General features: G+C 69.8%; 18 protein-coding genes. 10 read left to right on the top strand and 8 right to left on the bottom strand.

What is annotated here, in order from left to right:
- The first annotated feature begins 55 nt into the window (after positions 1-55).
- The 3 genes from ACFVBH_RS28690 (at position 56) to ACFVBH_RS28680 (ending at position 2882) form a co-directional block, all read left to right on the top strand.
- The gene (locus ACFVBH_RS28690) at positions 56-1003 is read left to right on the top strand and encodes a hypothetical protein (protein WP_379006253.1); all 948 of its coding nucleotides are present in this window, start codon (positions 56-58) and stop codon (positions 1001-1003) included.
- 156 nt (positions 1004-1159) lie between these two features.
- Positions 1160-1741, top strand: a complete 582-nt coding sequence (locus ACFVBH_RS28685; RefSeq protein WP_354990162.1) for a sigma-70 family RNA polymerase sigma factor — start codon at positions 1160-1162, stop codon at positions 1739-1741.
- The gene (locus tag ACFVBH_RS28680) at positions 1734-2882 is read left to right on the top strand and encodes an anti-sigma-D factor RsdA (protein ID WP_354990161.1); all 1149 of its coding nucleotides are present in this window, start codon (positions 1734-1736) and stop codon (positions 2880-2882) included. Before ACFVBH_RS28685 ends, ACFVBH_RS28680 begins: the two co-directional genes overlap by 8 nt.
- 141 nt (positions 2883-3023) lie before the next feature.
- Here the strand turns inward: ACFVBH_RS28680 and ACFVBH_RS28675 are convergent, their stop codons facing one another.
- Complete coding sequence (locus ACFVBH_RS28675) at positions 3024-3437, bottom strand: DUF5319 domain-containing protein (RefSeq protein ID WP_029923780.1); 414 nt, start codon at positions 3435-3437, stop codon at positions 3024-3026.
- Positions 3438-3713: 276 nt separating this feature from the next.
- On the opposite strand from ACFVBH_RS28675, the gene guaB reads away from it, so the two are divergent.
- Together guaB and ACFVBH_RS28665 are read left to right on the top strand one after the other, a co-directional pair.
- Positions 3714-5258: an IMP dehydrogenase gene (guaB, locus tag ACFVBH_RS28670; RefSeq protein WP_354988768.1), complete on the top strand. Its 1545-nt coding sequence runs from the start codon at positions 3714-3716 to the stop codon at positions 5256-5258.
- Positions 5259-5496: 238 nt separating this feature from the next.
- Positions 5497-6630, top strand: coding sequence for a GuaB3 family IMP dehydrogenase-related protein (locus ACFVBH_RS28665; RefSeq protein ID WP_379006247.1), 1134 nt, complete (start codon positions 5497-5499; stop codon positions 6628-6630).
- A 180-nt stretch (positions 6631-6810) separates the two neighbouring features.
- On the opposite strand, the gene ACFVBH_RS28660 is transcribed toward ACFVBH_RS28665, so the two are convergent.
- Entirely contained in the window at positions 6811-7650 is an 840-nt protein-coding gene (locus tag ACFVBH_RS28660) for an alpha/beta fold hydrolase (protein WP_379006243.1), read from the bottom strand.
- Positions 7651-7989: 339 nt separating this feature from the next.
- On the opposite strand from ACFVBH_RS28660, the gene guaA reads away from it, so the two are divergent.
- Positions 7990-9549 carry a glutamine-hydrolyzing GMP synthase gene (gene guaA, locus ACFVBH_RS28655; protein WP_354988771.1) on the top strand — a complete coding sequence of 520 codons (1560 nt, stop codon included), beginning with the start codon at positions 7990-7992 and terminating at the stop codon, positions 9547-9549.
- A 98-nt stretch (positions 9550-9647) separates the two neighbouring features.
- Here guaA and ACFVBH_RS28650 read toward each other — a convergent pair whose 3' ends face one another.
- From ACFVBH_RS28650 to ACFVBH_RS28630, 5 genes are all read right to left on the bottom strand, one after another.
- The gene (locus ACFVBH_RS28650; RefSeq protein WP_379006240.1) at positions 9648-9869 is read right to left on the bottom strand and encodes a hypothetical protein; all 222 of its coding nucleotides are present in this window, start codon (positions 9867-9869) and stop codon (positions 9648-9650) included.
- A complete protein-coding gene (locus tag ACFVBH_RS28645) occupies positions 9862-11700 on the bottom strand; it encodes a PspC domain-containing protein (RefSeq protein ID WP_379006238.1) in 1839 nt (612 codons plus the stop codon). The genes ACFVBH_RS28650 and ACFVBH_RS28645 overlap by 8 nt, the downstream gene beginning before the upstream one ends.
- A 211-nt stretch (positions 11701-11911) precedes the next feature.
- Positions 11912-15877: a WD40 repeat domain-containing protein gene (locus ACFVBH_RS28640; RefSeq protein WP_379006234.1), complete on the bottom strand. Its 3966-nt coding sequence runs from the start codon at positions 15875-15877 to the stop codon at positions 11912-11914.
- A gap of 56 nt (positions 15878-15933) precedes the next feature.
- A complete protein-coding gene (locus tag ACFVBH_RS28635; RefSeq protein WP_379006231.1) occupies positions 15934-16581 on the bottom strand; it encodes an MspA family porin in 648 nt (215 codons plus the stop codon).
- Between the two features lie 350 nt (positions 16582-16931).
- Entirely contained in the window at positions 16932-17930 is a 999-nt protein-coding gene (locus ACFVBH_RS28630) for a GlxA family transcriptional regulator (RefSeq protein ID WP_379006228.1), read from the bottom strand.
- 164 nt (positions 17931-18094) lie between these two features.
- Here ACFVBH_RS28630 and ACFVBH_RS28625 point away from each other — a divergent pair, with 164 nt between their 5' ends.
- The 3 genes from ACFVBH_RS28625 to ACFVBH_RS28615 all read left to right on the top strand — a co-directional run bounded on the left by ACFVBH_RS28625 (position 18095) and on the right by ACFVBH_RS28615 (position 21470).
- Positions 18095-18847: a DJ-1/PfpI family protein gene (locus ACFVBH_RS28625; RefSeq protein WP_354988777.1), complete on the top strand. Its 753-nt coding sequence runs from the start codon at positions 18095-18097 to the stop codon at positions 18845-18847.
- A gap of 368 nt (positions 18848-19215) precedes the next feature.
- Complete coding sequence (locus tag ACFVBH_RS28620) at positions 19216-20550, top strand: PspC domain-containing protein (RefSeq protein ID WP_379006225.1); 1335 nt, start codon at positions 19216-19218, stop codon at positions 20548-20550.
- 278 nt (positions 20551-20828) lie between these two features.
- A complete protein-coding gene (locus tag ACFVBH_RS28615) occupies positions 20829-21470 on the top strand; it encodes a response regulator (protein WP_379006223.1) in 642 nt (213 codons plus the stop codon).
- 19 nt (positions 21471-21489) lie between these two features.
- Here ACFVBH_RS28615 and ACFVBH_RS28610 read toward each other — a convergent pair whose 3' ends face one another.
- Positions 21490-22644: a serine/threonine-protein kinase gene (locus ACFVBH_RS28610; RefSeq protein WP_379006220.1), complete on the bottom strand. Its 1155-nt coding sequence runs from the start codon at positions 22642-22644 to the stop codon at positions 21490-21492.
- Positions 22645-22890: 246 nt separating this feature from the next.
- Between ACFVBH_RS28610 and ACFVBH_RS28605 the strand changes: the two genes are divergently transcribed.
- Positions 22891-23778 (top strand): hypothetical protein, encoded by an 888-nt coding sequence (locus ACFVBH_RS28605; protein ID WP_379006217.1) that lies wholly within the window; start codon positions 22891-22893, stop codon positions 23776-23778.
- Positions 23779-23892: the final 114 nt, after the last annotated feature.

Below are 23892 nucleotides of genomic sequence, written 5' to 3'. Positions count from 1 at the left end.
GGTTCTGTGCTATGTCGGGGCATGCTCGGCCGATAGCACTGGTTACAGTGCGGCGGTGCCTGTGCTCGAAATGAACTCGCTCCCGGCCGCCGTCGCGTTCGGCGCCGATCCCGGTCGCGCTGCTGCCGGATTGCCGTCTCCGGGCGACGCCACCGAAAGTTGGCTGCGCGCGGTCGCACTCGGCGGGGTCGGGCATTACGCCGCGGCCCGGACCGAGCTGCGGCGCGCCGCGCTCGGCACCGTCGATCCGGTGTTGCTCTCACTCGTGCACAGCACCCGGGGCTCCCTGCTGCGCCAGCTCGGCTGGCATGCCCGCGCCGCCGTCGCGGACGGCCGGGCCGCGGCCCTCGTGCTGCCGTCCGCCCCCTTTGCCGGGAGTGTCGCGATAGCTGCGGAGTCGGATCCGGCCCGCGCGCAAGCGGTTTGCGACGCGTTGACGGGTTTGGCCGCCGATGCGCTCGGCACCGCACGGCCCGGGCTCGCGGCCCGGCTGCTGAACCGTTGCCATCACTACCTCGGCGCCGCGCCCGCGGATCCCGATCCGCTGTGGCGGCAGCGCATCCGGCTGCACTGGGTGGCTGCCGAGACGGCGCTGTGCGCCCCCGGCTCCGGATTGATCGCCACGCCCGGACCGAGCGGTTTCGTTCCGGGCCCGGCCGGTCCCGCGGACCGGTCCGGCGAACCGGCCCGCGCGCATGCCGAAGTGGCTCTGGCACTGGCCGTGAACTCGCCGTCGGTGCGGCATCGAGTCAAATCCCGGCTACTGGTGGCCGCCGCCTCGGCCGCGGCCGGCGACCTCGAGCGGTCCCGGCTGCTGGCGGCCGAAGTGTCCACGGCGGCGCGCGAATTCGAGCTGCTGCCGCTGCGGTGGGCCTGCGCCATGTTGCGCTCGGGGGTGGACCCGGCCGCGGGCGCGGCCGCCGAGGCCGACGAGTGCGCGCGTTTGCTGGCTGCTCGCGGAGGGCGATTGCGTTCGGCCGCCGACCTTCTCGATCGCCCCTGAACTTGCTCCGGGACCACCCTGAGAAGCCCCGGAGACTGACCCCGTAACAGCTGGTGCGGATGCGGTAGCCGCTATTGTTGGACCGTTCCGCCCCTCCGCGGAAGCACCGCTGCGCCATCCACGGTGCCACTCGTAACGCCAGGAACAGCTCTGACGATGAACAACGCGGGTGAGGAGTTGGACCCAGCAGTCGTCGCTGCCGCAGCGCAGGGCGACCGGTCCGCTCTAGCCCAGGTACTGGAGAGCATCCGCCCCCTCGTGGTGCGGTATTGCCGTGCGCGCATCGGGTCGGCCGAACGAGGTCAACTCTCCGCGGACGACGTCGCGCAGGAGGTTTGTCTGGCCGTCATGACAGCCCTGCCGCGTTATCAGGATCAGGGCAGACCGTTCATGGCTTTCGTCTATGGCATCGCTTCCCACAAAGTCGCTGACGCTCATCGCAACGCCGCCCGTAACAAGGCGGACGCCATGGCCGAAGTACCGGATGTCATATCCACCGACCAGGGGCCGGAGCAGCGAGCTCTCGAATCCGAAACAAGCAGGCAGATGAACAGTCTGCTCGCAACGCTTCCGGAGAAACATCGAGAAATCCTGATCCTCCGCCTGGTTATGGGTTTGTCAGCCGAAGAAACAGCAGTCGCCGTGGGCAGTACGGCGGGTGCTATACGAGTCGCCCAGCACAGGGCACTCGCGAAACTCAAGACTCAAGTGGCGAGGGCAGGTGAAATGTATGGCTAGGGATGGCGAGCGCGGTCGGGGCGACGGCAAGCGGCTTGGATCGCAGAACAGCGGTCCCTACGCCGAGGCGTCCGGTGATTCCGGTCCGGTGGATATCGCGGCGGTTCGCCGCGATGATGCGCTGATCGATGCCATCTCCGGCGACGGTCCCGTGCAAACGGGGACCTCGGACGAGTACCAGCTCGCGGCGTTGCTCGCGAACTGGCGCGCCGAGATCCTCGAGGAGCCGATGCCGGCCGGTCCGGATCTCGACACCATTGTCGCGGCGGTTAATCAGGAGATCGGTGCGCGAGACGCGCGGATCGGCGCTCAGGCGGGACGCGGCCGACTACGGCTCGTGCGCCCCCTGTTCGGCGCCGCGGCCGCGCTGGCGCTGGTGTTCGGCGGTCTGACCGCCTTCTCGTACAGTGCCGAACCCGGTGATCCGCTGTGGCGGGTCAAGGAGGTCGTGTTCAGCGAGCAGGCCCAGACCACCGTGGTGGCTCGTGCGGACAGTGATCTGGCCGAGGCGCAGTTGCTCATCAGCCAGAATCGCCCCGAGGAAGCCAAGGCCGTCATGGAGCGGGCGTCGGCGAACGCGGGTCAGGTCAACGACTCCGGTAAGAAGGACGATCTGCTCGATCGCTGGCAGCAGCTGTACACCCAGCTGCACGATATCGCGCCGACGATCGCCAGCTCCCTCGTGCCGGTGCCGACCACCTCCGCGGTCAAGCCGACCGGTAATCCGGCGATCAGCACGACCCCGGACGCCTCGGTGCTCGGCACCACCGCGCCGAACACCTCCGGTGGTGGCGAGGATCCCACGACGGTCGACCCGCGCGGCATCGATACCTTGCCGGGTACCGTGCCGCCCACGGGTGGCCCGGTCACCCCGTTGCCCGAGACCCCCGGTCCGAGCACGGTGCCCACGCAGCCGTCGGTGGATTCGCCTCCGCCGTCCACGGTTCCGGGCACCGGCGGGACCACAGCTCCGGCGTCGCTGCCCGAACCGGGCGGCACCGTGCCGCCCGGCGGGCCGGTGACGGCGCCCTCGGTCGAGCAGCCCGCGCCGGCGCCGGTGGTGCCGCCGCAGAACACGCTGCCGAGTGCCGGTGGTGGCCTGCCGAATGTGCCGTCGGTGCCGGGTGCGGGTGCGCGGTGACATGATCGGCCGCAACGTGTGACGAGATCATGAGAGAGCCGGCCTACGGTCGGCTTTTTTCATGTCCTTTTCCGGCCCGCGGTGAGAGCGGGCACAGCGAAGCGGGCCCGCGATCGATGATCGCGGGCCCGCTTCGGTGTTCTAGACGTCGAACCCGTCGAAGCCGTCGCCGTGCAGTGCCTCGTTCATCGAGGCATCGGCATAGCCGCGGCAGTAGTCCCAGGTGACGTACGCCTCGGGAGTGGGATCGTAGGCGGGTTCGTGCGGGCGCACCGTGCCGTCCACCAATAGCTGGAGGAGGTTGGCGCGCAACATGTCCCAGTCGTGGTAGTGGTCCTGTCGGCAGTCCTCGCAACTGACAACCAAACCGCGGATGCCGCGGTGGGCCAGTAGTGCCTCATATACCGCGAGGTCGGCGAGGTCCTCTTCGACCGCTAGGCGCTCGTGAGGATCCAGCGGTTCCCCCGGCTCGATGGCATCGAGCGCGGCCGACGGGTCGGAGGGGTCTCCGGCGAATGGATCCGGCGGCAAGCCAGGTGGTAGATGGTCACGCACAGTCCCACGGTACGCAGAAAGAGGGGGTCTGCGCCAGCGCTGTTGAGTATTTGCCCTCACTTTGCGGGTGGTACAACGCACACCCGCACGCCGCATTCGCCATTGTGTCGCATTCGCGGACTTCGCAGTGGCCGGGCGTGGCTGCCGGAGGGAATCGGCGGGCGGATACCATGGTTGACCAAAGGCCGGGTAGCAAACGCCGGCTTTGTCATTCATCCAGTCGCCCGCCGGTACCGGTCAGGGGGACTGTGCCGAGCTCCAGGAGGGGTCGATCCGATGAGCAGTCCCGTAACGGGCGAACGAAACGCCGGCCGCCCCCATACGGGTGGAGACGATCCGAACAAGATCGCCATGCTCGGCCTCACCTTCGACGACGTATTGCTGTTGCCCGCCGCTTCGGACCTGATTCCCAGCTCGGTCGACACCTCGAGCCGTCTGACGCGTGAGATCACACTGCGCACGCCGCTGGTGAGTTCGGCCATGGACACCGTCACCGAGGCGCGCATGGCCATCGCCATGGCGCGTGCCGGCGGTATGGGCGTGTTGCACCGCAATCTGTCGGTGGCCGATCAGGCGGCGCAGGCCGAGACGGTGAAGCGGTCCGAGGCGGGCATGGTGACCGATCCGGTGACCTGTCGCCCGACCGACACCCTCGCCGAGGTCGACGCCATGTGCGCGCGCTACCGCATCTCGGGTTTGCCGGTGGTGGACGACGCGGGTCAATTGGTGGGCATTATCACCAATCGCGATATGCGTTTCGAGGTCGATCAGAACAGCCGGGTCGCCGACATCATGACCAAGGCGCCGCTCATCACCGCGCAGGAGGGCGTCACCGCGCCGGCCGCGCTGGGGCTGCTGCGCCGGCACAAGATCGAGAAGCTGCCGATCGTCGACGGCAACGGCAAGCTGCGCGGTCTGATCACGGTCAAGGACTTCGTCAAGACCGAGCAGTACCCGAACGCCACCAAGGACCGCGACGGCCGCCTGCTGGTCGGCGCGGCGGTCGGTGTCGGCGAGGACGCCTGGTCGCGTGCCATGACCCTGGCCGACGTCGGCGTCGACGTGCTCGTGGTGGACACCGCGCACGGTCACCAGGCCGGCGTGCTGCAGATGGTCTCCAAGGTCAAGGCCGAGGTCGGCGATCGCGTGCAGATCATCGGCGGCAACGTCGCCACCCGCGCGGGCGCCCTGGCGCTGGTCGAGGCGGGCGTGGACGCGGTGAAGGTGGGCGTCGGTCCCGGCTCCATCTGCACCACCCGCGTGGTCGCCGGTGTCGGCGCGCCGCAGATCACCGCGATTCTCGAGGCCAACGCGGCGTGCGCGCCGCTGGGCGTTCCGGTCATCGCCGACGGCGGCGTGCAGTACTCCGGCGACATCGCCAAGGCGATCGCCGCGGGCGCGTCGACCGTGATGCTGGGCTCGCTGCTCGCGGGCACCGCCGAATCGCCGGGTGAGCTGATCCTGGTGGGCGGCAAGCAGTTCAAGAGCTACCGCGGCATGGGTTCGCTGGGCGCGATGCAGTCGCGCGGCGAGGCCAAGTCCTACTCCAAGGACCGCTACTTCCAGGACGACGTGCTCTCGGAGAAGAAGCTGGTGCCCGAGGGCATCGAGGGCCGGGTGCCGTTCCGCGGTCCGCTGGATCAGGTGATCCATCAGCTGGTCGGCGGCGTGCGCGCTGCCATGGGCTACACCGGCGCGCAGAATATCGAGGGTCTGCAGTCCGCGCAGTTCGTGCAGATCACGGCGGCGGGTCTGAAGGAGTCGCACCCGCACGACATCACGATGACCGTCGAGGCCCCGAACTACACCACTCGCGGCTGAGATACGGCGCATCCGTTGTCGCGCGGCCCGTTCGGTCTCCGGACCGGGCGGGCCGCGCGCTGCGGGCGCCGGTCACCGGACAACTTCACAACCCGAAACCGATTGCCCCACCTCGAAGGTCCGCCCGTCTTTGTTCTGGACCGTGAAGTGATCGAGCCGAGGGCGGGTACGTCGCGACCATCGAGTCGCGAGCACCGCCCTTCGGCGCAGGCAATCACCACAGAAAGGACATACAGGCGTGCGCGACCTCGTTGAGATCGGCATGGGGCGAACTGCCCGTCGCACTTACGAGCTGGATGATGTGGATATCGTGCCCTCGCGCCGGACCCGCTCGTCCAAGCAGGTCTCGGTGGCGTGGCAGCTCGATGCCTATCGCTTCGAGATCCCGTTCCTGGCACATCCCACCGATGCGCTGGTGTCGCCGAAGTTCGCGATCGAGCTGGGTAAGGCCGGCGGGCTGGGCGTCATCAACGGCGAGGGCCTGTGGGCGCGCCACTCCGATGTCGAGGCGAAGATCCAGCAGCTGTCCGACGTCGCGGAGAAGGAGGGCGTCGAGGCCGCCATCGCGCTGCTGCAGGAGCTGCACGCCGCGCCGATGCAGCCCGAGCTGCTCGCCACCGCGGTGGCCGAGGTGCGCGCGGCCGGTGTCACGGTCGCGGTGCGGGTCAGCCCGCAGAACGCGCGGGCGCTGACCCCGGGTCTGGTGAAGGCCGGGCTCGACCTGCTGGTCGTGCACGGCACCATCATCTCGGCCGAGCACGTCGGTGACGGCGAGCCGCTGAACCTCAAGACCTTCATCTCCGAACTGGACGTGCCGGTGGTGGCGGGCGGCGTGAGCGATCACCGCACCGCGCTGCACCTGATGCGCACCGGCGCGGCCGGCGTCATCGTGGGCTACGGCTCGCAGCAGGGCGCGACGACGACCAACGAGGTGCTGGGCATTCGGGTTCCGATGGCGACCGCCATCGCCGACGCCGCCGCCGCGCGCCGGGATTACCTGGACGAGACCGGTGGCCGGTACGTGCACGTGATCGCCGACGGCGAGACGCTGACCTCCGGGCATATCGCCAAGGCCATCGCGTGCGGCGCGGACGCGGTCATGCTGGGCATGCCGCTGTCGGTCGCGAAGGAGACCCCGGGCAGGGGCCTGTACTGGCCGTCGGCGGCCGCGCATCCGTCGGTGCCGCGCGGTGCGGTGCTGCCGTATGCCATCGACGAGGAGCAGGTGCCGCTGGAGCAGGTGCTCAACGGGCCCTCCAACGATCCGTACGGTTCGCTGAATCTCGTTGGCGGCCTGCGCCGTGCGATGGCCAAGACCGGGTACAGCGATCTCAAGGAATTCCAGAAGGTCGGCCTGAACATCCGCGCGTAGGTTCTCGCGCTCGCATCGCCCCCGTTCCGGATCCGCGGAGCGGGGGCGTTGTCGTCAATGACGACAACGGATTTCGTGGGGCGGCAACCTTCGGGTAGCACGCCCTGACTTGCCGGGGCACCCGAGCGTGCCCGGCGGTTTACGGTGCCCGGGACCGCGCGCGGAAGCCCGGGACATCGTTCAGGGTTCGCGGCGCAGGGGAATCTCGCCCGTTCTGGGGCGGCTGGTGACGCGGGAAACCGCTGGCTCGCGCAGGAATTGGCGGATGGCGTTGTTGACCGCGACCGGGTGGGTCATGTTGACGGTCTGGCGCGCGCCCTCGATTTCGAGGTAGCGCGCGTCGGGCAGCCGAGCGGCGAGTTCGCGGGCGTGCGCGAGCGGGACGCCGCTGTGTGTCGGATGCACGATCAGTGTGGGACAGGCGATCTCGGCTAGTCGGTCCAGGACGGCGTCGCGGCCGAGCATCGCGCCGGCGGCGACCTCGGTGGCATTGGGGTCGCGGGTGAGCCAGCGTTTCACCCAGACGGCGCGGTACCAGTCGTCGTCGCCGATCAGCCAGCGGGCGAGGTGTTCGGCCAGGGCCGGGCGCGGACCGTCCTCGTACCATTTGTCCAGGAACCTACGGGCATTCGAGAGTTCGGCGGGCAGCGGTTCGTGCGCCTCGGTGGTCAGCAGCACCAGGGCCGTCACGCGTTCGGGGGCCAGCAGCGCGGTGCGCAGCGCGATGATGCCGCCCTGGGAAATGCCGCCCACCACGGCTCTTTCCACGCCGAGGTGATCCAGTACGGTGAGCGCGTCGCGGGCGCAGGTCCAGTAGGTGAAGGGCAGGCCCTCGTCCCGAGTTCGGCCGTGCCCGCGGGCATCCCAGGACACGAGCCGGAATTCCGGTGTCAGCGCCGCGATCTGCGACGCGAACATCGTTCGGTCCATGAGGAATTCGTGCCCCAGCAGCAGTACCGGACCCCCGCCCCCGCTGTCCTCGTAGTGGATCTCGGCATCGATCGCACGGGCGAATGGCACGAGGTAGAGGATAGCCAGCACCGCCGACAAGTGGCGATGCTTTCTCGCACGGCAGCATCCGCCAAATCGGGTGTGCCACGTAGGACACAGACGATTGACGCGAACGCGACATCGGGTTCCGTCGCTCGACAGTGACACAGATCGCGTACGGAAGCGGCGGCGAATCAAACGGAACGCGACAACTGATTTCGCGAGGATCGGGGTAACTCCCCGGGTACCCCCAGAATTGTGTTCGCGCACGACCGCACCACGCGTGCGCGACTGTTGACGGCTCTCGGCCGGGCGCTGAGTATTCGGGGTGGCGGGGGAGTGGCGTATGTCGCTCCGTAGACTGCCCAGGTGGCAGAAACGCAGCGACCAGTCCTTGTTGTCGACTTCGGCGCGCAGTACGCGCAACTGATCGCGCGCCGGGTGCGCGAGGCCAGCGTCTACTCCGAGGTGGTACCGCATACGGCCACCGTCGAGGAGATCGCGGAGCGCAATCCGCTGGCGGTGATTCTGTCCGGCGGCCCGTCGAGCGTGTACGCCGAGGGCGCCCCGCAGCTCGACGCGCGGCTGTTCGACCTCGATGTTCCGGTGTTCGGCATCTGCTACGGCTTCCAGGCCATGGCGCAGGCGCTGGGCGGAACCGTGGCGCACACCGGCACTCGCGAATACGGCCGCACCGAGCTGAGCATCGACGGCGGTGTGCTGCACGGCGGTCTGCCCGCGCGGCAGCCGGTGTGGATGAGCCACGGTGACGCGGTCACCGACGCCCCGGCCGGGTTCGAGGTCACCGGTACCTCCGCGGGCGCGCCGGTCGCGGCGTTCGAGAATCTGGAGCGCAGGCTCGCGGGTGTGCAGTACCACCCCGAGGTGCTGCACTCGCCGCACGGGCAGCAGGTGCTGAGCCGCTTCCTGCACGAGATCGCGGGGATTCCGGCGGCGTGGACGGCGTCCAATATCGCCGAGGCGCTGATCGAGCAGGTGCGCGAGCAGGTCGGCGACGGGCATGCCATCTGCGGGCTGTCCGGCGGCGTGGATTCCGCGGTGGCGGCCGCGCTGGTGCAGCGCGCGATCGGTGATCGGCTGACCTGCGTGTTCGTCGATCACGGTCTGCTGCGCGCGGGTGAGCGGGAGCAGGTGCAGCGCGACTTCGTCGCCGCGACCGGCGCCCGCCTGGTGACCGTGGACGCGGTGGAGAAGTTCCAGAGCGAACTGAAGGGTGTCACCGACCCCGAGGAGAAGCGCAAGATCATCGGCCGGGAGTTCATCCGGTCGTTCGAGGACGCGGTCGGCGAGGTCGTCGGCGAGCAGGGCGAGACCAAGGTCGAGTACCTGGTGCAGGGCACTCTGTACCCGGACGTGGTCGAGTCCGGCGGCGGCACCGGCACCGCGAACATCAAGAGCCATCACAACGTCGGCGGGCTGCCGGACGATCTGGAGTTCTCGCTCGTCGAGCCGCTGCGCCTGCTGTTCAAGGACGAGGTGCGCGCGGTCGGCCGCGAGCTGGGCCTGCCCGAGGAAATCGTTGCCCGCCAGCCCTTCCCGGGTCCGGGTCTGGCGATTCGCATCATCGGCGAGGTGACCTTCGAGCGCCTGGAGCTGCTGCGCCAGGCCGACGCCATCGCGCGCGAGGAGCTCACCGCGGCCGGTCTGGACAAGCAGATCTGGCAGTGCCCGGTGGTGCTGCTGGCCGACGTGCGCAGCGTCGGCGTGCAGGGCGACGGGCGGACCTACGGTCACCCGATCGTGCTGCGCCCGGTGTCGTCCGAGGACGCCATGACCGCGGACTGGACCCGCCTGCCGTACGAGGCGCTCGAGCGCATCTCGACCCGCATCACCAACGAGGTGCCGGACGTGAACCGGGTGGTGCTCGACGTGACGAGCAAGCCGCCGGGCACCATCGAATGGGAGTGACAGGGGTTTCCTGACACGTGCGAAAGGGCCCGCGATCCGAAGATCGCGGGCCCTTTCGCGGTGGGGGAGAAGCTGTCTCGCCCGGGTCGTGTCGCTCGCTAGGTCTTCGGCGGGGCGGGGGAGTCGTCGCGCTTTCTGGGCGAGAGCACCAGGACCACGCCGACCACGATGGCGACGATCACCACGATCCAGCCCAGGGACAGCCCGCCCGAGATGGGCCACGAGTGCGGGCCGATGAAGGCCCAGATGCTGACCGCCAGGCCGAGGACTCCGGCCACCAGCAGTGAGAACGATGGGCGTCGGTTCTTGTTCTCAGCCACGCTTCACCTCCGCGGATCCCATCTGTACGTCGATGGTCAGGTTCAATGTCGGTCCGGTCGCCGGGCCGGTGATGCCGCCCACGCAGCCGTCGGTGTCACCCATGCGCACGTTGCACGTGGTGTGGACACGCAGGTTCTCGGGGATCAGCACGCGGGCGTCGCCCATGCGCACCGAGACGGTGGTGGCGCGGTCCTCGGTCAGGGCCAGGTTGGTCAGGTCGAGGGTGGCCGAGCCCATGGAGACGTGATACTCCGGCTGGAGATCGGCGGCGCCGGTGGCGGCCCAGCTGCGGTCGCCCATGGCGCCCTGATCGAACTGGATCGGGCCGATGAGCGAGGCCAGGATGACGAATCCGGCCAGCGGGGCGAGCAGCACCATGAGGCCGAAGCCGCGGCGCAGGAACGCGCCGACGATCAGGCCGAGCGACAGCACCGCCAGCGCGGCGGCGCCGATGCGGCCCGGGGTCATCCAGTCCACGCCCGCGGCGGCCGCCGACCCCGCCGCGGCGGCGGCGAGCAGGCTGAGCCCGATGATCACCGGGGTGAGCCGGGAGCGCGGGGCGCGCGGTGGGGCCTGGACCGGATGTCGCTGTGCGGGGCCGGGTTCGGGGAGGTCCCAGGCCAGCGGGGCGACGCCGAGGGGGTCCCAGCCGGGCGGGGTCGGGCCGAAGTCGGGGGAGATGGGGGCCGGGCCGACCGGGGCGTAGGGACGCTCGGTCGCGGACGGGATGGGATGCAGGGCCGGGGTTTTGCGGAGGACGGGGAGCGGGGCGCCGGTGTCGGCGGACGTGCCGGTGCGGTCGCCGGCCGGTGCGTCGGCGCCGGGCGCGCTTCCGTCGCCGGAAGGGTTCTCGCTGTCGCCACCGGCGGACGGGTCGTCGCTCGGATCCCGGTGCGGTGAATCAGCCTGCTTCGCAGACTGTTTCGGCTCGTCGGTGCCGGGCTTGCGTAGCACCACGGTCTCGGCGGTGATGTCGGGATCGGCATCGGCCGCCGGAAGATCCTGTGCGGTAGCCGGGTTCACGGCGAGGACGGCTGTGTCGTGGTCGGTTGTCGTGTCCGGTGTCGCGGAAGTGTCGCTCTTGCGCAGGACTTCGGTGGGTAGCTCGGACCCGGCCTCGGATGGCGAACCGGTGCCGTGCGCGAAGGAGGCGGCGGCCGGGTGCGCGCCCGCGCCTGATTGCTGCGCGGCGGCCGGATTCGCACGGGACTGTTCGCGATTCGGGTCGGGCTCGTAGCTGTCGGGCAGCTTGGTGTACGGACCGTAGGTTTCGAACGGGCCGCTGGTGCCCGGATAGCCCGTCCAGTACGGGGAATTGGCGTTCGGGTATCCGCCGAGTGCGTCCGGCATCGGGTACTCGAACTGTGCGGCCGGCGGTTGCGGTTGCCGCTGATGCAGCAACCACCATCCGGCCAGCATGAGCGCGAAGCTGATCGCCCCCGATCCGCCGAGTCCGACCCCGACCGGTCCGACGGTGGTGACGGCGATGCCCAGCGCCACCAGCAGCACGACGGTCTTGGACGACCCCTGCGAGCTCTGTCCCTTCCCGAAGAGCGACTCGGCCGCCGAGGTCTGGTCACCCTGCTGGCTCAGCAGCAGCCACGCCAGCAGGTACAGCACGATCCCGGCCCCGCCGAACAGCGCCGACACCACGAACGCGACCCGCACCACGACCGGGTCGATGTTGTATCGCACCCCGAATCCGGCGGCGACGCCCGCGACGTGCCCCTGTTGCGGCAGCCGCACCGGCCGGGTCCGCCACATGTCATGAAGCTGGTCCCCCAGGCCGGTACGCCCGGCGCGCTCGGACCAGTCGCTCGTTCTCGTCATGGGATCCATGGTGGTTGCGCCGGGGTCTCGCGCGCATCGGGGATGACCCTGAAAGTGCACCTGAAATGGGGGTGGGAGCGGTCGGATGAGCGGATTCGAGCCGAAGAGGGATCGGGCGTGTCAGTCGCAGTACGGGCTGTCGAGCAGGTCGCGGTGCGATCGAAGACTCGGTTTCTACCGCTGGGCAGGGCGCGATCGGCGACTCCGCCGGTCAGTCGCAGGGCGGGTGGTAGGGCTGATCGGCGGGTAGGTACCGCTGCCAGAGCTCTTCGGTCCAGATGGAGCCGGTGACCGCGCAGATGCGATCGATGGCGTGCTCTTCGTTCAAGTCCCACAGGCGGATTGCGCCGTCGGCGCCACCGGCGGCGACCATCGTCGTATCGGGGTGCAGGGCGATGTGCCAGGACTGGTGGGCGGACTCGGCGAGGGTGACCGAGCGGGTGGGGTGCGCGGGATCGCTGTAGTCCCAGATCTGCACCGTGCCATCGTTGTCGCTGGTGATCAGGGTGCGGGAGTCGGGGCTCAGCAGTAGCGAGCGCAGGTCGAGAGCGTGGGAGACGAAGGGTTCGCCCAGTCGGGCCGGGCGTGCGGGGTCGCGGATGTCCCAGCTCTGCAGGGACTCGTTGTCGGCCACGATCAGCGTGCTCATGTCGCCCGTGAACGTGAAAATTGGTGTGCCGGTCCCGAACTGCCGCAGTAGCTCGCCGGCCTGATGGGGCTCGGCGGGGACGCTGATGTCCCACAGGGTGATGACGTCGCCTTCCCGAGCGCCGTCGCGGATCGTCTCCCGCACGATCATGGTTCGATTGCCCGGTCCGAACCCCATGCTCGGATGCTTCGAGGAGAGTTTCCAGCCTTGCCCGATCCGGGTCGGTGCGGCTCGATTCGACACATCCCAGAGCTGGACGGTGTTGTCGGCATCGATGGCGGCGAGCATCGACCAGTCCGGACTGAGCACCGTGGAAGCATTCGAGAAATTGGCTGTGCGCCAGTCGGGCAGCGGTTTGATGTGCGCCGGGTCGCTGATGTCGAGCAGGGAGTAGTCACGGCCGGTCGCCCCGATGATCAGGGTACTGCCGTCCGGCGAGATGGTCGGGGAAAGAAAACTCCGCTCGGCACGGTATTCGCCGATACGTCGGGGCAGTTGTGGATTTCGCAGGTCCCACACCACGATTCGGCCGTCGCTCGAGGCGGTGACCATGCGGGTGCCCGTGCTGTCGAACTTCGGGGTCGAGACCCAGCCCGCCTGTCCGGTCAGGATCGCCGGGGGCAGTGACCACACGCGTAGTTCTCCGGAGTTGTTCCCCGCCAGCAGCGTCCGTCCATCGGCGGCGAAGACGAGCGCGCTCGGTCCGCCCGGGCAGGGCATGGATCGCGCGGTGAAGCGGCAGAGGGAGGGTAGCGCAGGCAGCCCGCCGAGCATCCGGATGGGATAGGCGGGCTCGGCCAGGTTCCACAGGCCGCCGCCCTGCATGCCGCCCACCGCGAGCACCCTGCCCTCGGGGGCGAAGTCGAGTGCGGCGAGGCCGCTGAAGCCGGCGTCGAAGGTGCTGAATTCGCGTGCTCGCGACGGGTCGCTGACGTCCCACAGATGTACTTCGGAGTCATTGCTGCCGACCTCTCGCATGGAGCCGTCGCCGCTGCCGAAGGCGAGAATCGTGCCGTCGGGGCTGAAGTCGAGGCCCCGGGCGGAGGCGATCGGGCCGCCGAGCGCCGAATTCCGCAGTACCGGGCCGGCGGGATCACCGAGATCCCACAGCTGCACCGTATGGGATTCCAGCAGCGCATCGATCGAAATCAAGGCCAGCAGTTGCCCGTTCGGTGAGATGCGCAGTTCCCCGATGCCCGCGTTCGAGTCGTCCGCGCGGAGTCGCCGTGCGGGACCCGCGACCGGTGCTGCCGGGTTGCGGACATCCCACAGCATGAGGTGGCTCCGGCTCATCGTCACCAGGGTGCCGCTGTCCGGCGTGAATTCGAGGCGGGAGAACCCGACGTCGTTGATGTCGGGAAGGACGCCGATCCGTTGCGGCGCCGACGGGACGGTGACATCCCACAGGATTGCCAGTTGCGGAGATCTGCTCCAGCCGGTGGTGGCCATGGTTCTACCGTCCGGACTGAATGCCACGGTGCCGATGTCGTCGAGTTGGCCGCCGAGCGAGCGTGGGTGCTGCGCGTCGGTGGTGTCCCACAGCCGGAGACTGCCGTCGTAGCCGAGGGTGGCCAGCACCCCATCCCGCGAGCGCCGCACCATCCGGCTGATGCCTTCGGCATGTGCGGCGATGGTGGTCACCAGCGGAGTGTTCTGTGTTTGCAGGAGCCGGGAGCGGACCCGCTGATCGCCGGGGCGCATCCGCCAGGCGATGAGGTCGAGTTGTGCGGCCACCGAGGAATCCGTCTCACGAATGCGATCGGCCTCCGCCAGAACGTCGGCGAAGTTCTTGTCCGCACGTTGCTGATCGACCAGGCGCGTTTGGGTGTAGGCGGCGAAGCCCAGGACCAGCAGGGCCACCCCGAGTATCGCGAGGATCGCCTTGGAACGGGTGGAGCGGCGGCGGGTGTGGTCGCGGGACGCCGTTGCGGCGGTGAGGAACTCGCGGGCCAGGGGCCCTACCGGGGGCGGGTCTACGTTGTCCGCCGCGTTCTGGAGGCGCGTGCCGCGGTACAGCAGCGACGGATCCCTGTCCTGGGCCGCCCATTCGGCGGCGTCGGTTTCCAGGCGCTGGCGGACCAGGTAGCCGACGCGGTCCTCGTTGATCCATTCGCGGAGGCGGGGCCAGGCGGTCAGGACTATCTCGTGGGTGAGGGTCACCGCTTCGGCGTCGAGGGTGATCAGGCGGGTGCGGGACAGGAGTTCCAGTGCGGCGGTGGCGGCTTCGGTGTCGGTGACGCGGCGCAGGAGGTCGGTGCGGTCGGCGGGGCGGCGGGTGTCGCGGGCGTCCTGGCCGACGGTGACCAGGCCGAGCAGGATGTCGCGGGCCGCGTTCTGCTGGGCGGGCGAGAGCTCGTTCCAGGCCTGTTCGGCGGTTTCGGTGACCGAGCCGACCACGCCGCCGGCGGTGCGGTAGCCGGTGCCGGTGAGGCGGCGGCCCTCGCGGTGCTGCCAGGTGGCGGCCATGACGTGCGAGAGCAGTGGGAGGGCGCCCGGGTCGTAGCTGCGGCGGCCGTGATGGTCGCCCGCCCCGCAGAGTTCGGTGATCACCAGCTCTTCGAGGCCGGGTTCGAGTTCCAGGCCGACCGCGCGGGCGGGGCCCGAAATCGCCTGGGCCAGTTCGTCCAAGCGCATCGGGCCGAGCAGGTAGCTCCGGTGTTCCAGCGCGTCCTGCAGGATCAGGTGGTTGAGGCAGTGGGCGTAGAAGTCGGCGCGCAGGGCCACCACGACCGCGACGGGATCGTCCGCCCGGGTGGCACAGTCGCGCAGCACGGTCAGGAAGTCCTCGCGCGCATGCTCATCGGCGCAGGTGGTGAACAGCTCCTCGAACTGGTCGACGATGAGCAGCCGGCGGGCGCCGTCCGCGCGCGGCGTCAGCGCCGCCCGCGCCGCGGCGACGCCGGCCGAGCCCAGTGCCGCGAGCAGGGCCGCCGACGGATCCGCGCCCGGGGTGAAAGTCGTTGTTTCCCAGTCCGGTAGTGCCGGGATCAGGCCCGCCGCCAGCAGTGAGGACTTGCCCGCGCCCGAGGCCCCGATCACGGCGATGATGCCGGTGGTCGTGCGGACCAGGTCGGTGAGTTCGGTGGTGGCGCGGGTGCGGCCGAAGAACAGGGCGCTGTCATCGCTGCGGTACGAGGTCAGGCCCGGGTACGGGCAGGCCGCCTCGGTGTCGGCTTCGGGATTCCAGGTGGTCGCGGACTGCCAGAGGCGTTGCCATTCCCGGGGTTCGGCGAGTTCGCGGGTGAGCGGGTGGCCGGCTTTGCGGGCCAGGTCGGCGAGGGTGAGCACGACCGGGAGCAGGGACTCGAAGCGCGCCGGGACGTTGCGGCCCGCCTTCCAGTCGCTGATGCGCTGCGCGGACGCGCCGCCGGGACGGGCGCCCGCGGCGGCGCGCATCCGGGTCTCCGCGGTGGCGGCGACCCGGCGCAGCGTCGGATTGCCCGCGGCCTCATACAGTTCGGTGAAGCGGTGGGCGAAAAGCGCTCGTGGGGAACGAATCTGCTCCGCGGTGACCGATTCCCCCGTCACCACTGTCGATCCGCTGTTCGATTCGTTCCCCCACGCACCCCGCCAATTTACCCGTCTCACAGAATGATCGGATCGCCGATGACCCAGTCGGCGGCATCGGTAGCCGTAGAGGTGGCCTCGATGATGACGAACGGTTTGATGGTCAGCTGGCCGCCGCACCCGGTGACCGCCAGCCGATAGTCACGGTTGACGATGTAGCCGGTGTCCGGGCCGGACAGCTCCTTGGTCCCGGTGTCGATCTTCTGGATCTTGCCGGCGGTGATGCCCAGATCGAAGCCGATGCCCGCCCCGATGCTCGGGGTGATGGTCACCCCGGCAGTGGGCGTGACGCCGAACAGGTCGACGTCGACGCCCGCCGAGGCCCCGACGTTGATCCCGACGTTGCCGTTGATGTCGAACGTCACGTCGAGATCGACCGCGCAGCCCACGAAGAAGCCGGTGCTGAGTTTGCCGGTGCCGCCGTCGATTCGGCCGTAGGCGGTGTTGTCCAGGTACACCTCCCGATCGGTCGGCATCCCGTTCATCGGCGCCACCGGCCGGAACGCGGTGTTCATCGAGCCGACGGTGGTGATCATCCCCCCGGGGGCTTCGAGCACCTTCTCGTGCGGGGCCATCGGGCCGGCGTAGGCCAGCGCCGAGTCCGGCATTCCGAAGGCTGCGCCGAGTGCGGTGAAAGCGGCGACGATAGCGGTCTTGGAAAACATGTGCTGGTTCCTCCCCGAACCTTGTCGCGCCGTCGGTAGGACGGTCGCGAGGTGGTGCGCACCGGGTCCGGACCCCCCTTCGGACCGGACCCGGTGCGGGACTGCGGGCCGCCGTGGAAGCGATTCCGTGCGGCTCGTTCGTCCTGAACACAACGTAGGGATTCCGGTGTACTCCGGACGAGCCGGATAGCGTTGGGGGAGAAGTGAAAACGCAGCTCAGAACGGATGTAACCGGTTGTCCGGTCCGGTCATCCGGGTACCGGTCCGGGGCGTGGATCCTGTCCGGACCGGACAGGAATCGGCGGGGTGATCCTCGCGGAATCCCGAAATCGGCTGTGCGCCAGGGGCGGTCAAGCGGGGTCGAGCAGAACGGCCGGGCGCGGCCGGGCGAAGCGTTCGCGGTACTCGCCGGGCGCCACCCCGAGCAGGCGCTGGAAGCTGCGGTAGAGGGTCTCGGGCCGGCGCAGCCCGACCGCGAGCGCGACCCGATCGAGGGGCTGGTCGCTGGTTTCCAGCAGCCGCCGGGCCGCGGTCACCCGGGCCGTCTCCACGTAGCGGGCGGGTGTGGTGCCGAACTCGGCGGCGAAGACCCGGGAGAAGTTGCGGGTGCTCATATCGGCCTGGCGGGCAAGGGCTTCCAGGGACAGATCCGCGGCCAGGTTCTCCTCGATCCAGCCCTGCAGCGCGCGCAGCGGTTGCAGGCGCGGCGGTCCGGCGGCCACCGGCGCGCTGAACTGACTCTGCCCACCCGGGCGGTGCAGATAGACCACCAGCCAGCGCGAGACCTCGCGGGCGAGATCGGGGCCGTGGTCCTCGGCGACCAGCGCGATGGCCAGATCGATGCCCGCGGTCACCCCGGCCGAGGTCCAGATCTTGCCGTCGCGCACATAGATTCGGTCCGGATCGACCCGGATATCGGGATAGCGCTCGATCAGGCCGATACTGCTCGACCAGTGCGTGGTCACCGTCCGCCCGCGCAGCAGGCCCGCTTCGGCTAGCAGGAACGCGCCGGTGCAGATGGCCCCGACCCGGCGGGCGCGGGGCGCGGCGCGGCGGATGCCCTCGATCAGGCTCTGGTTCCGGCCGGCTTCGCCGAAGGTCAGGCCGCCCGCGACCAGCAGGGTGTCCACCGGGCCGGGGCTGTCGCCGATCGCGCGGACGGCCTGGACCTCGATGCCGTTGAACGCGCGGACCGGACCGGGCTCGGCGGACACCACCTCGATGCGATACCGCGGTTCGCCCCCGCCGAGCAGGGCGGCGGCGTGGAAGACATCGGCGGGTCCGGCGAGGTCGAGCAGCTGGAAGCCTTCGAACACCGCCAGCTGGACGAGTCGCGGTTCGCTGGGCACGAGCTCATGGTGCCCGCGCCGCGCGTATGGCGTCAACGACACGGGTATTGCATATCGAGCCGAACAGACCTGGCTGGAATCGCAATACTTGTGTCCTGGACGCCAAGGTCGTGGCGATCGGACCATGGAGGGGTGGCCGGTAAGACCGAGAGATAGGAAGCACCGTGCAGATCGCCATCGTTCTCTACCCGGGGATGACCGCCCTGGATGTGGTCGGGCCGTATGAAATCCTGCGGGCGCTCGACGACACCGAGATCCGGTTCGTCTGGCACGAACCCGGTCCGATCGTCACCGACAGCGGTGTCCTGGTGCTGGGCGCGACGCATTCGTTCGAGGAGACGCCCGCACCGGATGTGGTGCTGATCGGGGGCTCGGCGGCGGCCACCATGAACACCGCCGCCGACGAGAAGCTGCTGGCCTGGCTGCGGCAGGTGCACGCCACCAGCAGCTGGACCACCTCGGTGTGCAGCGGTTCGGTGATCCTGGCCGCGGCCGGGGTGCTGGACGGGCTGTCCGCGACCAGTCACTGGTCGGTGCTGCCGATGCTGCGCACGCTGGGCGTCACCCCGCGCGGCAGCGATCGGATCGTGCGCGAGGGGAAGGTCGTCACCGCGGCGGGGGTCTCGGCGGGCATCGACTTCGCACTGTGGCTGGCCGCGGAGATCGATGGCCGCGAGACCGCCGAGGCGATTCAGCTGGCTATCGAATACGACCCGCAGCCGCCGTTCGATTCCGGGCATTTCGACAAGGCGTCGGGCAAGACCAAGGCGCGGGTCGCCACGGTCGGTAAGCGCATGCTCGCGCCCCGGGACATCGGCTCGGAGGCGGTCGCGGCGACGAAAGTGGCCTGGCGCAACACTCTTCGGCGGGTGCGCGCGGGCAAGGGGATGCGGGGACGCGCCACCGCGGGGGTCTAGGCGTGGTGTTGGGGGTGCGGGTGCCGGTGCGGCTGTTGCCTGCGGGCGGGATCGCCTGCGGCATCGGGTGTTCTGTCGCCCCCTGCCGGCCGGATCCGTTGCCGGAGGTGTCGTGGGTCGCCGATCCGAGCCCGGGATGGCTCGCCTGCGGTCGCGGGTTCGGCGGCCATCGGCCCAGCGTGGCGGGGTGCGGGTCCGGAACACGGGAAGCCCGCGGGGATACGGGCGGGTCGTCGGCGATCCCGCCGGCCCCCGCGTGTGACCGCCGATCCGGTTCACCGTTCGCGACTTGCGGATGATCATCCTCAGGGATGGAATCGGGGTGTTTCCCGATGCCGGGCGTCGGCATGCCGTGCCAGGATCAAAGCATGTATCCGTCCGCACCCCTGTTCGACCCTGCCCGCGGGTTGGCGGAGACCCCGCGTCCGGGCGTGTACGCGCCGCGGCTGCTGCGGCGATCCGGGGGCCGGGTTGTCGGCGGGGTGGCGGGCGGGCTCGCCGACCATCTCGAGGTCGACGTGTTCAAGGTGCGGATGGCCTTCGTGCTGCTGTCCGCGCTGGCCGGGGCCGGGGTGGTGGTCTACGGGCTGCTGTGGATCTTCACCCCGGGCGGCACGGACGAAACTCCGCCCACGCCCGCGGAACGGCGGCAGGCGATCGGGCTCGCGCTGCTGGGCCTGTCGCTCGCGGTGGCCATGGCCTGGGTGCTCAACGGCACGGCCGCCCAGGTGATCGGCCCGATCCTGGCGGTCGCCATCGGCGCGGCGCTGGTGTGGCGCGAATTCGACGCCGAGGGACCGCGGTCGGTCATCGGCCTGCCCGCCTCGCCGACGGTGATCACCTGGGCGCGCATCGTCGGCGGTGCGACGCTCATCGTGGTCGGGCTCGGCGTGGTGGTGCTGGCCCGCATCAATCTGAGTTCGCTGGGGTCGGCGCTGCTGGCGGTGGCGGTCACCCTGGTCGGGGCCGGGCTGCTCACGGTGCCGCTGTGGCTGCGTATGGTGCGCGCGCTCAATGATGAACGCGCGGCGCGCATTCGCAACGAGGAGCGCGAGGAGATCGCCTCGCACCTGCACGATTCGGTGCTGCAGACCCTGGCCCTGATCCAGCGGCAGGCCGGGGATCCGCAGGAGGTGGTGCGGCTGGCGCGCAGCCAGGAACGCGAACTGCGCAAGTGGCTGTTCGACGACACCGGCCCGGCGCAGTCGAGTCTGGCCGCGGCGCTGCGCACCATCGCGGGCGAGGTGGAGGATCAGCACGGGGTGAAGGTCACGCCGGTGACCGTCGGCGATGTGTCCATGGACGTGGACGACAGCGGGGTCGGCCTGCCCAAGGAGAACTTCACCGCCGTGCTGGGCGCGGCCCGCGAGGCCCTGGTGAACGCCGCCAAACACGCGGAGGTGCCCGCCATCGACCTGTTCGCCGAGGCCGAACCGCATCAGGTCAGCGTGTTCGTGCGCGATCGCGGTAAGGGTTTCGACGTGGACGCGGTCGAGGCCGACCGGCACGGGCTGACCCGCTCCATTCGCGCCCGGATCGAAAGGCGCGGTGGGCACGTGGAGATCGTGTCCGCGCCCGGGCGCGGGACCGAGGTCCGAATCATCATGCCGCGCAAGGACGGTGCGGACGAACGGATCGTGGTGGTGCAACCCCCCGAGAGCACGTCCGAAGAAAATGATGATGGACCCGGTGGAAGTGCCTGATCTGGTGAAGGATGTAACCGCCGTGTTCGCGGCCCGCCCGGTTCTGGACTGAGTGGAGCGGGGGAGCGAAGCGGAGGAGCGGAGGGAGGGAAGAACCGGGCCGAAGGGGCAGCGAACAGCCGGAGCGGAGCGGAGGCAGATCAGACGGAGCCCGCCCGGTTCTGGACTGAGTGGAGCGGGGGAGCGAAGCGGAGGAGCGGAGGGAGGGAAGAATCGGGCCAAAGGGGCCGCGAACCCGCCGCAGCGAAGCGGAGGCAGAAAATACAGAGGAGATATCGGTGAGTGTCCGGGTTTTTCTGGTCGACGATCACGCCGTGTTCCGGTCCGGGGTGCGGGCCGAGCTGAGCCGGGAATCCGATATGGAGGTGATCGGCGAGGCCGGCGGGGTGGCGGAGGCCATCGCCGGGATCAAGGCGACCACGCCCGATGTGGTGCTGCTCGATGTGCACATGCCCGACGGCGGTGGCGTCGCGGTGCTGGCGGGGGTGGAGGCGGGCCCGGTGTGCTTGGCGCTCAGTGTTTCCGACGCGGCCGAGGATGTGATCGCGGTGATCCGCGCGGGCGCCCGTGGCTATGTCACCAAGACCATTTCGGGGCCGGAACTGGCCGACGGCATTCGCCGGGTGGCGGGCGGGGACGCGGTGTTCAGTCCGCGCCTGGCCGGGTTCGTCCTGGATTCGTTCACCGGCAAATCACCGGTGCCCGAGCCGCCGCTGGATCCCGAGCTCGATTCGCTGACCCCGCGCGAACTGGAGGTGCTGCGCCTGCTCGCGCGCGGCTACACCTACCGCGAGATAGCCGAGTCCCTGTTCATCTCGGTGAAGACGGTGGAGACCCACGCCTCGAACGTGCTGCGAAAAACGCAGCAGTCCAACCGCAATGCGCTGACGCGCTGGGCGCACCGCCGCCGCATCGATTGAAATTCGCAACGCGACAGTCCTACAGCGCCACCAGGATCACGATGATGATCAGGAGGCCGATGAGCAGGCCGACCGCCACCGCGAGCGGGCCCGCGTTGGGGCCGAACTTGGCCAGATCGAAACCCTTCGACTGCTGTTGCGGTGCGGCCGCGGGCGCGGCGGCCTGCTGGCGCTGCGGGCGCGGCAGCGGGGTGGAGTTCGGGCTGCGCAGGCCGGCGGCGGAATTGCGGGCCGCCCAGGCCGGGATGGTGCCGTCCTCGGTGCGCACGGGCGCGCCGAGGATGTAGGGCGCGGTGCCGGGACCGAAAGCGGCGGTGAGGATTTCGTTGCGAGCCTCGGTCATGGTGGGCCGGCGCTGCGGTGCGGGCTCCATCATGTGCAGCAGCACGCTGGTGAGCGGGCCGCTGCGGGTGGGCGGAATGATCTGCGCCATGGCGGCGCGCTCCACGATCACCCCGCTGTCGTCGTCGAAACCGTAGGGCGGCTGACCCTCGATCGCGGTGTACAGCGTTGCGCCGAGCGAGAATACGTCGCTGGCCGCACTGGGCTGGATGCCGCGCGCCACCTCCGGCGGCAGATAGGCGGGGGTGCCGGTGATGACGTCGCCGACGTCCTCGGCGTCGCCCGCGCCGCTGGAGATGCCGAAGTCGCTGAGCTTGACCATGCCGACCTCGTCACCGCGATCGGCGACCAGGATGTTGCCGGGCTTGATGTCGCGGTGCACGATGCCCGCGGCGTGCGCGGCGGCCAGCGCGTCGGCGACCTGCGCCCCGATCTGCGCGACCTCGATGGGGGAGAGGGTGTCCGCGAGCGAGAGCGCCTTGGCGACGCTGCGCGAGGGCAGGTACTCCATGATCAGCCAGGGTTCGCCGGCCTCGAGGACGACGTCGTACACGGCGATGGCGTGCTCGTGCGAGAGCTTGGCGGCCACCCGGCCCTCGTGCATGATGCGCTGGCGTACCTCGCGGGCCTCGTCCTCGTCGAGGCCGGAGGTCGTGAGCACCTGTTTGATGGCCACATCGCGGTGCAGCAGGCGGTCGGTCGCCAGCCACACGGCGCCCATACCACCGCCGCCGAGCTTCGACTGGAGACGGTAGCGGCCGGCGACCAGGTAGTCGGGGCCGACGATGGGACGGGGGCGTTCGGTCACGGGTGCAGGGTAGCGGAAAACCATCCTGACTGGCCTGGTTCGAAACTCGTGGTTTGCGGCACCCTCGCGCTCGAGGTTTGCGCCACTGTCCTCTTGACGCGCGTCGGGGCTCGAGTTCTACTGTGCATGAATAGAACGTATGTTCGAGTATTCTTGGTTGCTGAATCGGTGCTGACTATCCGGCTCGGACCCGTGGTGGTTCGGGAGCGCGGTTTCGTGCGAGCTCCCGGGAGTTATGGGTCCCCCATCGTTGGGAGAGGTGGTCGTTAGATGGATTCGGCGGAGGACGCGAAGCAGGCGCAGCTGGCGGAGCTGCGGCGACGGATGGCGGCCATTCCGGCGCGCGGTGCGGGTGCGGCGGCGCGGATGCCGGTGCGGGGTGAATCGCCACAGTTGGCGGTGGGTTTTTCGGCGCCCGCCGGGAACGGGCGGCTGGTCGCGGCGGTGGCGACGCCGGTGGCGGCGCCCGCGGGCGGCGGGGGCGAAGGTGCGCGGCGGCTGGCCGAACAGGTGCGGCGGGAAGCGCTGCCGGTGCCGTCCGCGCTCGAAAGTCTTTTGCCCGAAGGCGGTTTGGCCAAGGGTTCGGTGGTCGCCTATACGGGCGCGAGTTCGCTGCTTTCGGGTTTGCTGGCCGCGGTCACCGGGTCCGGCGGCCATGCCGCGGTGGTCGGGTTGCCGCGGCTCGGCTTGCTGGCGGCGGCCGAAATGGGTGCGCGACTGGACCGTTTGGCCGTCGTCACCGATCCCGGATCCGACCCGCTGGAGGTTGCTTCTGTTTTGCTGGATGGCCTCGATTTGGTGGTTCTCGGGCTGAACGGGGCGTCGGTGCCCATCTCGCGCACCCGGGTGCTCGCCGCGCGGGCGCGGAGCAAGGGGTCCACGCTGGTGGTGACGGGCGGATCGTGGGCGGGTCCGGCGCTGCGCATCGACACCCACGTCGCCGGCTACGGCGGGCTGGGGCGCGGGTGCGGGCGACTGCGCACGGTGCGGCTGAACGTCTCGGTGCACGGGCGTTCGGATCGGGCCCGGCAGGGGTATCTGGCCCTGTGCCCGAGCAACGGGCGCGTGGAGTGGGTGGATACGAATCCGGTGAGCGATACGGCATCCGGCGCGCCGGATGCCGCGACCCCGAGTGTGGTCCGGCATGCCGTTTCCTGACGGTGGCGTGGGTCGTGCCGCGGTATAGCGGCCTCGACACGGCACGGTCGGACCGGTCGGTCCCGATCGTGCTGCGGTGCGCGGCTTTTCGTATCACCGGATACGTCCCGCCCG

Source organism: Nocardia sp. NPDC057668 (genome assembly GCF_042799795.1).
Lineage (GTDB): Bacteria > Actinomycetota > Actinomycetes > Mycobacteriales > Mycobacteriaceae > Nocardia.
This window is presented reverse-complemented; position numbering and strand designations above follow the sequence as displayed.

Coding starts and splice junctions, on each gene's coding strand:
- ACFVBH_RS28685 (WP_354990162.1), top strand. CDS start 1,160: ATGAACAACGCGGGTGAGGAGTTGGACCCAGCAGTCGTCGCTGCCGCA.
- ACFVBH_RS28680 (WP_354990161.1), top strand. CDS start 1,734: ATGGCTAGGGATGGCGAGCGCGGTCGGGGCGACGGCAAGCGGCTTGGA.
- guaB (WP_354988768.1), top strand. CDS start 3,714: ATGAGCAGTCCCGTAACGGGCGAACGAAACGCCGGCCGCCCCCATACG.
- ACFVBH_RS28645 (WP_379006238.1), bottom strand. CDS start 11,700: ATGACGAGAACGAGCGACTGGTCCGAGCGCGCCGGGCGTACCGGCCTG.
- ACFVBH_RS28635 (WP_379006231.1), bottom strand. CDS start 16,581: ATGTTTTCCAAGACCGCTATCGTCGCCGCTTTCACCGCACTCGGCGCA.
- ACFVBH_RS28620 (WP_379006225.1), top strand. CDS start 19,216: ATGTATCCGTCCGCACCCCTGTTCGACCCTGCCCGCGGGTTGGCGGAG.
- ACFVBH_RS28610 (WP_379006220.1), bottom strand. CDS start 22,644: ATGGTTTTCCGCTACCCTGCACCCGTGACCGAACGCCCCCGTCCCATC.
- ACFVBH_RS28605 (WP_379006217.1), top strand. CDS start 22,891: ATGGATTCGGCGGAGGACGCGAAGCAGGCGCAGCTGGCGGAGCTGCGG.